This window comes from Pseudomonas sp. LBUM1652 (genome assembly GCF_059716105.1).
Map to the genome: position 1 here is coordinate 3,945,044 of NZ_CP166804.1, position 13,750 is coordinate 3,958,793.

At 57.8% G+C, this 13,750-nt stretch carries 10 protein-coding genes and 1 pseudogene; 5 read left to right on the forward strand and 6 right to left on the reverse strand.

Going from position 1 to position 13,750, the window contains the following annotated elements:
• Positions 1-71 precede the first annotated feature (71 nt).
• Positions 72-533, forward strand: a pseudogene (locus ACA069_RS17745) (methionine ABC transporter permease); the annotation flags it as partial.
• An 86-nt stretch (positions 534-619) separates the two neighbouring features.
• On the opposite strand, the gene ACA069_RS17750 reads toward ACA069_RS17745, so the two are convergent.
• From ACA069_RS17750 to ACA069_RS17775, 6 genes are all read right to left on the reverse strand, one after another.
• Positions 620-3,373: an RHS repeat domain-containing protein gene (locus ACA069_RS17750; RefSeq protein WP_497614644.1), complete on the reverse strand. Its 2,754-nt coding sequence runs from the start codon at positions 3,371-3,373 to the stop codon at positions 620-622.
• A gap of 179 nt (positions 3,374-3,552) precedes the next feature.
• Positions 3,553-3,885, reverse strand: a complete 333-nt coding sequence (locus ACA069_RS17755) for a DUF2790 domain-containing protein (RefSeq protein ID WP_489880268.1) — start codon at positions 3,883-3,885, stop codon at positions 3,553-3,555.
• A 67-nt stretch (positions 3,886-3,952) separates the two neighbouring features.
• Positions 3,953-4,153 (reverse strand): co-regulatory protein PtrA N-terminal domain-containing protein, encoded by a 201-nt coding sequence (locus ACA069_RS17760; RefSeq protein WP_497614646.1) that lies wholly within the window; start codon positions 4,151-4,153, stop codon positions 3,953-3,955.
• 196 nt (positions 4,154-4,349) lie between these two features.
• On the reverse strand, positions 4,350-7,496 hold the full coding sequence (locus ACA069_RS17765) for a CusA/CzcA family heavy metal efflux RND transporter (protein ID WP_497614648.1): 3,147 nt from the start codon (positions 7,494-7,496) through the stop codon (positions 4,350-4,352).
• 15 nt (positions 7,497-7,511) lie between these two features.
• Positions 7,512-8,705 (reverse strand): efflux RND transporter periplasmic adaptor subunit, encoded by a 1,194-nt coding sequence (locus tag ACA069_RS17770; RefSeq protein WP_497614650.1) that lies wholly within the window; start codon positions 8,703-8,705, stop codon positions 7,512-7,514.
• A 49-nt stretch (positions 8,706-8,754) separates the two neighbouring features.
• On the reverse strand, positions 8,755-10,011 hold the full coding sequence (locus ACA069_RS17775; protein ID WP_497614652.1) for a TolC family protein: 1,257 nt from the start codon (positions 10,009-10,011) through the stop codon (positions 8,755-8,757).
• A gap of 455 nt (positions 10,012-10,466) precedes the next feature.
• Between ACA069_RS17775 and ACA069_RS17780 the strand changes: the two genes are divergently transcribed.
• From ACA069_RS17780 to ACA069_RS17795, 4 genes are all read left to right on the forward strand, one after another.
• A complete protein-coding gene (locus ACA069_RS17780) occupies positions 10,467-11,141 on the forward strand; it encodes a heavy metal response regulator transcription factor (RefSeq protein ID WP_187681019.1) in 675 nt (224 codons plus the stop codon).
• Entirely contained in the window at positions 11,138-12,535 is a 1,398-nt protein-coding gene (locus ACA069_RS17785; RefSeq protein WP_497614654.1) for a heavy metal sensor histidine kinase, read from the forward strand. Before ACA069_RS17780 ends, ACA069_RS17785 begins: the two co-directional genes overlap by 4 nt.
• A gap of 299 nt (positions 12,536-12,834) precedes the next feature.
• Entirely contained in the window at positions 12,835-13,266 is a 432-nt protein-coding gene (locus ACA069_RS17790) for a type II toxin-antitoxin system Phd/YefM family antitoxin (protein WP_489880272.1), read from the forward strand.
• A complete protein-coding gene (locus ACA069_RS17795; protein WP_401271835.1) occupies positions 13,263-13,640 on the forward strand; it encodes a type II toxin-antitoxin system VapC family toxin in 378 nt (125 codons plus the stop codon). Before ACA069_RS17790 ends, ACA069_RS17795 begins: the two co-directional genes overlap by 4 nt.
• The last annotated feature ends 110 nt before the right edge of the window (positions 13,641-13,750 follow it).

Here is a 13,750-nt window from a genome sequence, read left to right on the forward strand (position 1 = left end):
TGTGGGAAGCTTCTGCGATTGACCTACACCTTTAAACATCCCGAATCGAAATACAGATCGTGATACTGAAATCCCCCCGGCTTCTTATTCTAATGGTCGCGCTGATTCCATTTACCCGGTTGATTGTCGGCCCTACATACGGTGTCTGGGCAGCGGTGGTGCCGCTGACGATTCCCGCTACGCCATTCTTTGCGCGGATTGCCGAAGTGAGTCTGCGCGAGGTCGATCATGGCCTGATTGAAGCGGCGCAGGCGATGGGTTGCCGACGCTGGCACATTGTCTGGCATGTGCTGTTGCCTGAGGCGCTGCCGGGGATTGTCGGCGGTTTCACCATTACGCTGGTGACGATGATCAACTCTCCGGCGATGGCCGAGGCGATTGACGCTGGTGGGTTGGGGGATATCGCCTATCGCTACGGCTATCAGCGCTTTGACAGCCAGTTCATGCTGACAGTGATTGTGTTGCTGGTCGCGTTGGTGGCCGTGATTCAGTTGGGTGGGGATCGTTTGGCGCATAAATTCAACAAACGCTAAGCAAGGTTTGAATATAGCGCAATGCGAGCTCTCGAAAGAGCTCAAACTATGGAGCCCATGCATTGCACTTATTCCCACTACAACCATCATCTCGGCGCTTGGAGCTGCCAATCCTCAAGGTCTTCTCCAAATCTTTCAATTATTGTTGTCTTAGCCTCTTCAGCCAGCGACACTTTTTCTTTAGTCATCCAAGTACTTCTCATGAAGGCCGCTCCCTGAAAATATGGATCACTTGATGATCCTGCATGAATTACATTAACCATCCCCGTCGCCTGTCTAGCAAATCTAATCGAAACTACGTCCCACAAGACACCAGCAACGCCACTATTTGGACTATTCAGTGGATTTTCCGGCCTTGCAAAGAATGTTTTTCCCAAATTCGCCTCAACATCTACACCCATGCTTTGAGGCAGACTTTTTATTAGCTCCTCTCTCAAGAATGGTGAATCCATATACTTAAATCTGGATTTTAGGAACATAAATCCGGGCGATGAGCGACTTGCTGCGGACGCAGGCCATTTAGAGGCGCTGTAGTTATCCAGCATTTGCCCGCCCGATGTCATTTCAATTGTGGAACCTCCGTCTTGCGCGGCAAGAAACTGCGCAGTCAACATTGCACTTTTTTCAACATCCCCATTCTGGTCGACCTTATCTCCACTCCAAAAAAAAGACTTATCAAAAGGCACATCCACACTTGCATAAACTACGAATGCGCCCAAACTTTTTAACTCTCTGTTTCTATTCACAACAGTTGCGACCAAATTTCTGAATTTTTCTTTAGGGGCAGTTTCCATCCAAAATGAGTCACGCGACTCATCAGCGCGATCACTTGCCCGGTTTGCTCTGCTCATAAATACCGACGCTAAAGTTTCACTATCCAAACCGTTTGGATCTATTCGAGAAACAGGATTCGCCCTGACGAACAAGAACATATTTAAACCGTCGATCACCCCTCTTGGGTCAGCACTTACCCATCGCTGCAACCATGGTGCGTAATAACGATATCCATAATAATAAAGCCCGGTCGCATCCCGCTCTTTCCCCGAATAACGGAATTTTTTGTACTTCGCCACCAACTCAGTTTTAGCAGCCCAGCATGCTGTACCACCAAACGGGTAATAGTGCTCCTGACTCAAAATCCCCGCGCCATCATCCAACTCCAGAACGCTGGAACCGAGATGATCACTCAGGCTGTAACGCAGTTGATCGCCCTCAACGCCATCAGGCCAATGCAGCATTCGAACCTGATTACGCCCGGCTTCGACACTGATCACATGCCGCTCTTTTCCGTTCGCTTCGCGATGCACCTCAAGACCCGGCAGATAACGCACTTCTGATCTCAGGGTCTGTCCGGATGTCTGACTGAGGCGAGTTTTACGCACGCGATGGCCGGGTCGGTCGTAGAAATAACCTTCGTCGTCATCCGGCTCGTCCTGGCGTTGCACCAGCGTCACTCGTCTCAGCTGATTACGCACATCCCAGCTCATGGCCAGCCCCCGTTGCAACTCCCTTTGATTACCGCAGGGATCGAAGTCTGAAGCGATTTCTCCTTCCCCCGGCAAAGTACCGTCATCACGCTGGGCCAGGCTCCGATTGCTGTGAGCGGAGGTGAACATCGAAAACCCCGGCGCACCGCTGTGGTGCCGGGTGATCAGATTGCCCGCTGCGTCGTAGTCGAATGCCTGGGTGTAATTACGCCGTTGATTCGGGTCCAGGGGCGTTGGCAATAAACCCGGTAGTGCGGGCCCATGGCTCGGCTGACTGACCTCCCAGCCCTTGGCCTCCACCAGTTGATACAGACTGTCATAGCGATAACGGCTGATTGGATCGATACGCTGGTGATTGAAGTACGTCACCGCCTGGGTCTTGTCTTCCAGGCTGACGATGTTGCCCACCGGGTCATAGGCGTAGTGCAAATCCTGCAATGGGCTTTGCTCGCCGACACCTGCGATCAGCCTGAGCAGCCGACCGTCATAAGGACCGTATTCAGCGCGGGTGATGACGCCATTGCCGGCGGTCTCGCGTTCGATTTGCTCGTGAGCGTTATAACGGATATCACTGACCAGACACTGCGCCTGCTTGCCTTCACCGGCCTGGAGAAGCCAGGTCGCCGAAGGTTTTCCCGCGACGTTGTAGTGGCAGGATTGCGTATTACCCATGGCATCGGTCTGGCGCTGCAACTCGCCCGTCGGGTAGAAGCCGTGGCGGGTTACATAAAAGTTTTCTTCCAGGTACTCGTCACGCAGGTCGGGGTCAGTGGGCCAGTCAGGCAAGTCGAGAGATAGGAGGAAGCGTCGGGATTCGACCAACTCGGCACCGGCGAGACCATAGTCGTTGATGTGCCGGTTACCGGCCGGATCGTCATGACGGATCAGGCGACCGCACTGGTTGTGCTGCGCGAAGGCATCGCTGACATCGGCATAGGTGAAGCGCTCCACCACCTGCGCTTGCTCGCCAAAGGCCTGCTCAGTCAGCACAACCGGACGCTGCTGTTCGTCGAACTCGGTGTGACGTTGGCTGCCTCGTGCATCCCAGAAAGTACAGGCCAAACCCGTCTGATCCGGCAAGCTCAACTGCCACCCGGCATCGACACTATCCGTCAGCAAGGCCTGACCGCTCAAACCATACGTCGTGGCCAGATTCGGTTTCGGCGCCGCTCCCCATAATCGCGGATCCCACGATGCCACCTGACGCCCCGCCGCATCGAACACCTGCCGAGTGATGCGCGGATCGATGCCGGGTTGGATCGGATGCCGGTAATAGCCGATGCTACGGATCAGGTGTGAGCGAGGGTCGATGACCGAGAGCGTTGGCGTGGCGAGGTCATGGGAGGCATTCATGGCAACAAGCGTCCTTTTGCACCGTTGGGTCAAGACTGAACGCTTTTGGGTTGCTCCGATACTGTAAAAACTAACAGGTGCAATCCTGGCGACGCTGTGTTCAACACCCCAAAGATCAAAAGATCGCAGCCTTCGCCAGCACCTACGGGGACCGCGTTTTGATCGCGGGTTGTGCGGTATCACCCACCGCGCTTACGGCAATCCCCCGCCACGGTGTATTTAATGGTGTTGAGCTGGCCTTTGGAGTCCTCATAAGTCATCGCCGCAGGCACTACCGCGCAAGCCACGGGCGAACGCACAACACTCACCACGTTCACCACATCCAGCTTCATCCCGTACGCGTATTCCTTGACCACCGGCGCTGCTTTACCCTGGTTGGCGGCGTACTTTTCCATGGCTTTGCCGTTGGCACTCAGCGCCCTGTCAAACGTGCGGTCACCGCCGCCTTCAGCCAACACATTCAGCGACGTCGCCATCACCCCGGCAAACGCCATCCACTGGATCAACTTCATGTTTATTACCTCCATAAAAAAGCCCGTCATCGATGCGCGATGACAGGCTTGATCAAGTGCGACACACTTACAGGTCTTGGGTTTTTTCGTCTTTCTTATCGTTGACGACGACCGGATCGCGAGACTGTTCCCGGGCGACAAACAGCTCTACAGAGCGGTCGTTGGCGGTCATCATTTTTTCGAAAGTGCGGTCACCGCCACCTTCGGCCATGGCCAAAGAAGACATCACCAGAGCGGCTGCAAAGGCACTGATTTTTACCAATTTCATGTTTGATTCCTCGTTTAAGTAGCTGACGGGATCAAGGTAACAATCCGAACCTATCGTGACGGTGGCGAGGGGATTACATATTCGTAATGTCAGCACACCAGAGAAGCTGCCGGCCTGAAAAGTAATTTGTGGTGAGGGGATTTATCCCCTCACCACAGGGTTGTGTTCACACATCAGGTGGGGGTTGTAGCCACCATTAAGTGGGGACTGCGTCCTCATCCCGGCGATGGGCAATCTGGTACAGCGCCGGCAAGATCAGCAGCGTGAGGATGGTCGAGGACAGAATCCCGCCGATCACCACCGTTGCCAATGGCCGCTGCACTTCCGCGCCAGTACCGGTCGCCAGCGCCATCGGAATGAAACCGAGGGACGCCACCAGCGCCGTCATCAACACCGGCCGCAGGCGAGTCAGCGCTCCAACATTGATCGCATCAGTGAGCGAACGTCCCTCCTCCCGCAGATTGCGGATGAACGCAATCATCACCAAGCCGTTGAGCACCGCCACACCGGACAGCGCGATAAACCCGACACCCGCCGAAATCGACAGCGGAATATCCCGCAGCCACAGCGCCATCACGCCCCCGGTCAGCGCGAACGGAATCCCGGTAAACACCAGCAAGCCGTCCTTCAGATTGTTGAACATCATGAACAACAACCCGAACACCAGCAGCAACGCCACCGGCACCACAATCTGCAAGCGCTTGGCCGCTGATTGCAGCTGCTCGAACTGCCCGCCCCAACTGGTCCAGTAACCGGCCGGCACCTGCACATCACGTTCGAGCACTTCGCCCGCCTCTTCAACGAATGAACCGATGTCACGCCCACGCACGTTGGCGCTGACGATCACCAGGCGCTTGCCGTTTTCGCGGCTGATCTGATTCGGCCCCAGCACCAGATCAAGGCTGGCGACGTCTTGCAGTGCGATGAAGCCAATTTGATTGGCCGAGCCGTTCACGGCAGGCACTGGAATCAGCAGCGCCGACAAGCCTTCGATGTCCTTGCGCATGGCATCGGACAAACGCACGACCATGTCGAAGCGTCGGTCGCCCTCATACAACGTCCCGGCCTGACGCCCGCCCACCGCAACGGCAATCGTGTCTTGCACTTCACCAACGTTGAGCCCGTAACGCGCCGCCTTGTCGCGATCAATGTTGATGGTCAGCACCGGCAACCCGGTGGTCTGCTCGACTTTGACTTCGGACGCGCCGTTGACCTTCTGCATGGCCGCCGCGATTTTCGCAGCGGTGGCGTTGAGCACGTCCATGTCATCGCCAAACACCTTCACTGCCACGTCACTGCGCACGCCGGAGATCAGTTCGTTGAAGCGCAGTTGAATCGGCTGCGACAGCTCATAGTTGCTGCCCGGCAGAGTCGCGGCGGCGGCTTGCAGTTCGGTCATCAGGGTTTCGCGGGACTTGCCCGGGTCTGGCCATTGATCCTTGGGCTTGAGCATCACGTAGCTGTCGGAGATGTTCGGCGGCATTGGGTCGGAGGCGATTTCGGCAGTGCCGGTGCGGGCGAACACGCGCTCGACTTCCGGCATTTTGGCCAGAATCAGCGTTTCCAGGCGCTGCTGCATGTCCACCGATTGCGTCAGGCTGGTGCCCGGTACGCGCAAGGCTTGCAGGGCGAAATCACCTTCGCTGAGGCTCGGCACAAACTCGCTGCCCATGCGGCTGGTGAGCACACCACTGAGCACGATCACGCCCAACGCAGCGCCCACGGCAACCGCGCGATGGGACATGACCCAGGCCAGCGCCGGCGCATAAAGATTACGCGCGCCGCGCATGACTGCGCCCTCTTCTTCCTTGACCTTGCCAGTCACGAACAGCGCAATCGCCGCCGGGACAAAAGTCACCGACAACAGCATGGCACCGAGCAACGCGATGACCACGGTGAACGCCATCGGGTGGAACATTTTCCCTTCAACGCCGCTCAGGGCGAAGATCGGCAAGTACACGACCATGATGATCAACTGGCCGAAAATCAGCGGTCGCCGCGCCTCTTTGGCCGCCGCAAACACTTCTCTGAAACGCTCGGCCCGGGTCAACAAGCGCCCGTGATGTTGCTGGGCGTGAGCCAGTCGACGCAGGGTGTTTTCGACGATCACCACCGCTCCGTCGACGATGATGCCGAAGTCCAGCGCGCCGAGGCTCATCAGGTTGGCGCTGACCTTGTTGCTGAACATGCCGGTGAAGGTGAACAGCATCGACAGCGGAATCACCATCGCGGTAATCAGCGCCGCGCGGATGTTGCCGAGGAACAGGAACAGAATCGCTATGACCAGAATCGCGCCTTCGATGAGGTTCTTTTTCACCGTGGCGATGGCTTTGTCGACCAGGTGCGTGCGGTCATAAACCGGCACCGCAATCACACCTTGGGGCAAGGATTTGTTGATCTGCTCAAGCTTGCTGGCGACGGCTTGCGAGACGGTGCGGCTGTTTTCGCCGATCAGCATGAACACCGTGCCGAGCACCACTTCGCGACCGTTTTCCGTGGCCGCACCGCTGCGCAGTTCACGACCGATTTCCACGGTGGCGACGTTCTTGATGCGGATCGGCGTGCCGTCGACATTGGCCATGACGATGTTGGCGATGTCCTCGGTGCTCGCCACTTGTCCCGGCGCACGAATCAGCAACTGTTCGCCGCTGCGCTCGATGTAACCGGCGCCGACGTTGGCGTTGTTGCGCTCCAGCGCCGTGACCAGATCGGTGAGGGTCAGCTTGTACGCGGCCAGGCGTTTCGGGTCCGGCGCAATCTGGTATTCCTTGGCGAAGCCGCCGATGGTGTTGATCTCGGCCACGCCCGGCACGTTGCGCAATTGCGGCTTGATGATCCAGTCCTGAATCACCCGCAGATCGGTCGGTGTGTAAGGCGTGCCGTCCTCCTTCAACGCACCTTCCTGCGCCTCGACCGTCCACAGGAAAATCTCGCCGAGACCGGTGGAAATCGGGCCCATGACCGCTTCCGCACCTTCGGGCAATTGCTCCTTGGCGATCTGCAAGCGCTCGTTGACCAATTGGCGGGCGAAGAACAGGTCGGTGCCGTCCTTGAAGATCACCGTGACCTGCGACAGCCCCGAGCGCGACAGCGAACGGGTCTGCTCCAGTGCCGGCAAACCGGCCATGGCGGTTTCAATCGGGAAGGTGATGCGCTGCTCGGTTTCCAGCGGCGAGAACCCGGCGGCGCCGGTGTTGATTTGCACCTGGACGTTGGTGATGTCGGGCACGGCGTCGATCGGCAGTTTTTGATAACTGGCGATGCCGAGGCCGGCCATGAGCAGAACGGCGAGCAGCACGATGATGCGCTGCTCGATGGCAAACTGGATCAGGCGTTCGAACATGGGGACCTTCCAGAATTAATGACTGTGCTCGGCTGAGGCTTTGCCCAGTTCCGACTTGAGGACGAAGCTGCCGGCGCTGGCGACTTGCGCGCCCGCCTCCAGCCCTTGAGTGATTTCCACCTGCCCCGCCGCGCGACTGCCCAACTCCACCGCTTGCGCCTTGAAGCCGTCGTCGGTGCGCACGAACACCGTGGGTTTGTCCTCGACGGTCTGGATCGCGGTTTCCGGCACCGCGACTTGCGCCTGACGGCTGTCGGTGGCCACCAGCGCTGTGACGAACAGCCCCGGACGCCACGAACCCTGCGGGTTTTCCAGAGTGACGCGCACGGTTGCGGTGCGAGTCTGCTCGCCCAGCAGGCTGCCGACATAAGCCACACTGCCGGTGACTTGGGCGTTCAGTTCCGGGGCGCTGACGGTGACTGCTTTGCCCACTTGCACCTTGTTCAAGTCCTTGGGTGACACGCCGAACGTCACCCACACCCGCGACAAGTCCGAGAGCGTGAAAGCCGCCGTGGTTTCATCAACCACCTCCCCCGGCGTCAGGTGTTTTTCCACCACGACACCGTCGAACGGTGCACGCAGTTCATAGCGATTGCCGCCGGTAGCGACCACGCTGCCGCTGAGTACGCTGATTTTTTGCCGGGCGTTGCTGACGGCGATTTCGGCTTCTTCCAACGCTTGGCGCGCCTGAAGGAAATCCTGCTCGGCGGAGATCTTGTCTTGCCACAGCTTTTTCTCGCGCTCGTAAGTCGTGCGCGCCAAGGCCAAACGACGTTGCGCGGCGGCTTGCTCGCTGCGCTGATCGGAGATCTGCTGACTGGCGATCACTGCCAGCAACTGACCCTTTTTCACCGGTTGCCCGAGGTTGACCGTTACCGACTCGACCACGCCCGGCACGCGCGGCACCACGTGGGCGGTGCGGTCTTCGTCAAAGCGCACTTCGCCCGGGAACGGCAGGCCGAGGCTGATGTTCTGCGCCTGTGCCTGGGCCAGTTGAATGCCCGCCGCGGTGATCTGCTCGGCGCTCAACTCGATATGCCCTTCTTCAGCGTGGTCGCCGTCAGCGGCTGCGCCTTCTTCAGCGTGATCGGCATGTTCCGCTGCTTCATCGGCGTGGGCGTCGATGGACGCATTGCCCGGCCACATCGAGCCGATGCCGATGCCTAATGCCAAGGTCGCCGCAGCGACCACAATCAGTTTTTTATCCATGGAAACTCCTCTGCGCCAAACCATCGCGCAGTGATCAAAAAGATTAAATTCAAGGGCTGACGGCGAGGTCGCCGAAGATCCGTTCGATGCGCACACGGGCGTCCGTCGCTTCGCTGACGGCCTGGATGTATTGGCTGCGCGCACTGATCAGCGTGCGCTGGGCGTCGAGCACATCGAGGAAACCGAACTTGCCCATTTCAAAGCCGCGCGTGGCGCTGTCCACCGCACTTTGCGCGGCGGGCAGGATGGTCTGGTTGAACGCGGTGACCTCACCGTTGGCGGTCTGCCATTGCGCCAGTGAAGTCTGGATTTCCGTGCGCAAACGCAGCTCGGTGGCATTGCGCAGGTCGCGCGCCTGATCGCTGCGCCGTGCGGCCGCGAGCACGTTGCCCTGATTGCGGTTGAACAGAGGAATCGGCATCGACAGCCCGACCACGTTGACCCGCTCGCGCTCGGTTTCGCTGTATTGGCTGCCGATGCTCACCGTCAGGTCGGGGATGCGCTGGGACTTTTCCAGGCCCAATGAGGCTTCTCGCTGATCGATCTGTAATTTGGCCAGACGCAGCTCGGCGGTTTCGTTAAGACGATCAAGCAAACGTGTGGGTGGCGGTACGGCGGCGAGGCTTTGCGTGGCGGCTTGCACGTTGACCGAAGTGGGCAACGATGCGCCCATGACCTGCGCCAATTGTTGATAGGCGTTGGCCTGATCGCGTTCGGCGCGGCTCAGTTCCAGGCGCACCTCGGAAAGCTGCACTTGCGCGCGCGTGCCTTCAACGGGCGATGATTTGCCGGCCTCGATCCGCCCTTGCGCCACACGCAAACCGTGCTCGGCCAGTTGCAGCGACTGACGGGACAACTGCAAGCGCTGCTGGGCAGTCTGGGCGCTGTTGAACGCTTGAATCACATCGGCGCGCAATGTGTTGCGCTTGCGTTCAAGCTCGATGCCGGCGGCGTCCTGCGCGCGGCTGGCGACGTCAATGCGCGCGCCGCGTTTGCCACCCAGTTCGATCGGCTGGCTGAGCATCACCGTGGTGGTGCGGGATTCGCGGCGGGTGTCCTCGGCCTCCCATGACACTTCGGGGTTGGGGATCAGGCCAGCCTGTTTGCGGTCACCCTCGGCGATGCCGATTTCCCATTGCGCGGCCGCCAGATCCGGGTTGCCGGCGAATGCCGATTGCAGGGCTTGTTCGAGGGTCAGCGTCGAGGCTTGCGCAAGCCCCGCTGTGGTCAGCCATAAAACGCTGCTGGCCAGTACCCACCTTTTTTTCAGGCGTGATCGCGCCGTCAGTTCTATTAAACCGGGCAATGGAATGCTTCCTTTAATCAAGAATCTTCGATGGCGCCACGGTAGAGTTTTGAACTTATCGACAAGGTGACTGGAAGATTACAAATCCGTTATCCAGGGTTGCAGGAAGTTGTTTTGCACTAGCATGCGAAGTGCGACATTCAATTATGTAATACACGGAAACAAATACACCGAAGTTATCTGCCGAACAGCACTTGCCTGAAACGAGTTCTCATGAAGGATGCCTTATCGCCCTGCGACAGGCTGCCGCAGTGGCTCTATTCAGGGCTTCATCGAGAGGTTTTTCGTTGACTCTGTAGCTACTACAGCCTTTACCTTGCACGCCTGCACGCAGAGAAATCTCTGTAGGAATATTTTTAGTCGTTAATAAAACCCGCCCGGAAGCCCTTACAAAAACAACAACTTTCCCGGCCACCCTTAATTAAATATCCATTAAATAAAAGTGGTGATAGATCATGCGAATCCTTGTCATCGAGGACGAGCTTAAAGCTGCCGAATACTTGCATCAGGGTTTGACCGAAAGTGGTTATATCGTCGACCACGCGGCCACCGGCGCCGATGGACTGCATCTGGCACAACAGCAGGCCTACGACCTGATTATTCTCGATGTGAATCTGCCGGAACTCGACGGCTGGGGCGTGCTGGAACAACTGCGCCGTACCCACGCCACGCGGGTGATGATGCTCACCGCGCGCGGGCGCCTGGCCGACAAGATTCGCGGTCTCGATCTGGGCGCCGACGACTATCTGGTCAAGCCATTCGAGTTCCCCGAGTTGCTGGCACGGGTCCGTACACTGATGCGCCGCAGCGAAAACATCCCGGTGCCGCAGGTGTTGAAAGTCTCTGATCTGGAACTTGATCCCGGGCGCCATCGTGCGTTTCGTGGCGAGCAGCGCATTGACCTGACCACCAAGGAATTCGCCCTGTTGCATCTGTTGATGCGCCAGTCCGGCGAGGTGCTGACCCGCACGCAGATCATCTCGCTGGTGTGGGACATGAATTTCGACTGCGACACCAATGTGGTCGAGGTCTCGATCCGGCGGTTGCGGGCGAAGATCGACGACCCGTTCGACCACAAGTTGATCCACACCCTGCGCGGTGTCGGTTATGTGCTGGAGGCGCGCGAATGAAACCGGCCAGTCTGTCGATGCGCCTGGGTTTGACGGTGAGTATTCTCGGCGCGCTGCTGGTGGTGTTTCTGGCGATCCTGGCGTATTTCGCCCTGACCCATGAGCTCAATGCGCTTTCCAGAGACAGCTTGGAAAAGAAGGTGGAGCAAGTCGAACACAGCCTGTCGCTGTACGCCGATGCTGGTGAGATTCGCTCCAAACCGCATATCTTGCTCGATCAGGTGATGGGCCATGACAACCTCACGTTGACCATTTACGACCGCGCAAATCTGCGTACGCCGCTGCTGAAATCCGGCTCGGGACTGGCCGATCCACGGGTTGAATTGAAAGCCGTTCGGGCGACCACCGAGCAGTTGAGCTACAGCGATAGCACTGATGCTGAAGGCGCAAAGTTTCTGACGGTGTCAAAGCTGATCCGCCTCAAGGATGGCAGCAGCGTACCGGTGTTGCTGTCGATGGATAACGCTCACGATCAGGCCTTGCTCAGCGCCTATCTGCGCTCGACGCTGATTGCCTTGCCGTTGTTGCTGATCTTCATTGGCCTGACTGCCTGGGGCGCGGTGCAGCGCGGGCTGGCGCCAATGCGCGAGTTTCGCAAAGTGGCGGCGATGGTCTCGACTCAGGATCTGGATCATCGGCTTTCAGTGGTGAACATGCCGCAGGAACTCAGCGAACTGGCGCAAGGCATCAACTTCATGCTGCATCGGCTGGATGCCGGGGTGCAGCAGTTGTCGCAGTTCTCGGATGATCTGGCCCATGAGCTGCGCACGCCGATCAACAATCTGATGGGCAAGGCGCAAGTCACACTGTCACGCGAACGCAGCGTGGATGAGTACAAGGATGTGCTGGTCTCCTGCACTGAAGAACTGGAGCGCGTGGCACGGATTGTCTCGGACATGTTGTTCTTGGCGCAGGTCAGTCATCCATCGGCACTGGCACCGTTTGAGTCGGTGGCGCTGGAGGTGGAAGCGTTGAAGGTGGCGGAGATGTTTTCGCTGTCGGCGCAGGACAAGCAGATTCATTTGAACGTGCTCGGCAGTGCGTCGGTGATGGGCGATCGGTTGATGATTCAGCGGGCGATTTCCAATCTGCTGTCCAACGCGCTTCGGCATTGCCCGGCCGGGAAAACCGTGACGCTGCTGATCGAGCAAGGCGCGGCGCAGACGTCACTGCTGGTCAGTAATCCTGGCGCGGGGATCGAGGCGCAACATCTGCCGCATCTGTTTGATCGCTTCTACCGGGTCGACAGCAGCCGCTCGCGTTCGCAGGGCAGTACCGGGTTGGGGTTGGCCATCGTCCGTTCGATCATGGGCCTGCATCAGGGCGTGGCCGACGTTAAGAGTTTGCCCGGTGCGATGACCGTGTTCCGATTGGGTTTTCCTGCGGAGGCGTGAATGGCCCCATCGCTGGCAAGCCAGCTCCCACAGTGATCTACGGTGACTCCGGATTTTGTGAACACCACCGAAACCTGTGGGAGCTGGCTTGCCAGCGATAGCGGTGGGTCAGTCGATAGCAATGTTGAATGCCTGAGCGGAAATCGAGCGTTTTGTGCGATTTTTTACCGAAACGCTCGCGCCCCCGCACAAACTCCGAAAGCTCTCGCTTTAACCTCCGTTTCGTCCTACAGCCAGCCTTGAGTGGATAGCTCTAAGGTGAGTGCCCAGGCAGGTCGAATATCGAAACGAGGCAAATAATGAAACGAGATGTCTTTTGTGAGTTGGTTGGGGGCGTCGATGCTTTGGCAGCCCGGCATCAAACTCATGTCACGCAACTCCCCTATCGGCGAAGCCCCAATGATCAACCCGTCATTTGCACGGAGCATGGGCGTGATTTTGCAGCTCTAAAATATTCTGGCTATATTTGTCCAGAATACAGGAGTGAACTGATGATCATCGTTCCGCTGGCTGAAGCCAAAAACAATTTATCCAAACTCGTTGATGACGCCGCTGCCGGGCAAGTCATCACCATTGCCAAGCATGGTCGGGCGATGGCTCGCCTTGTTCCGGTAGGAAAACCCAGCACGCAGCGCATCGGTGCGATGAAGGGCAAACTGGTGCTGCCCCAGGATTTCGATTCACCAATACCCGATGACATGCTGGATGCCTTTGAAGGCACTCAAGCATGAGGCTGCTGCTCGACACGCACATTCTGCTCTGGACACTCACTGATGACGCCAGACTGTCCGGCAAAGCCAGAAAGCTGATTGAAAACGCTGCCGATATCTACATCAGTGCCGCCACCTTCTGGGAGATGGCTATCAAGGTTGGACTCGGAAAACTGAACGTTGATCTGGAAGAAATCCGCCAATATTGCCTCGATAGCGGATTTATCGAACTGCCGGTGACCTCCGAACATGCCATTGCTGTTAAGGATCTTGAGCACCACCACCGAGATCCTTTTGATCGCCTCATCGTGGCAACCGCAATGACCGAACCGATGAAACTGCTTACGGCTGATCCATTGGTTGCTCAGTACACAGATTTGGCTGTCCTGGTTTAACCCAATGCTCCCACAATGATCTGCGGTGACTTCGGATTTTGTGAACGACACAACACCTGTCGGAGTGAGCCTGCTCGCGATGACGGTAAATCAGCCACAAAAGAAAACGG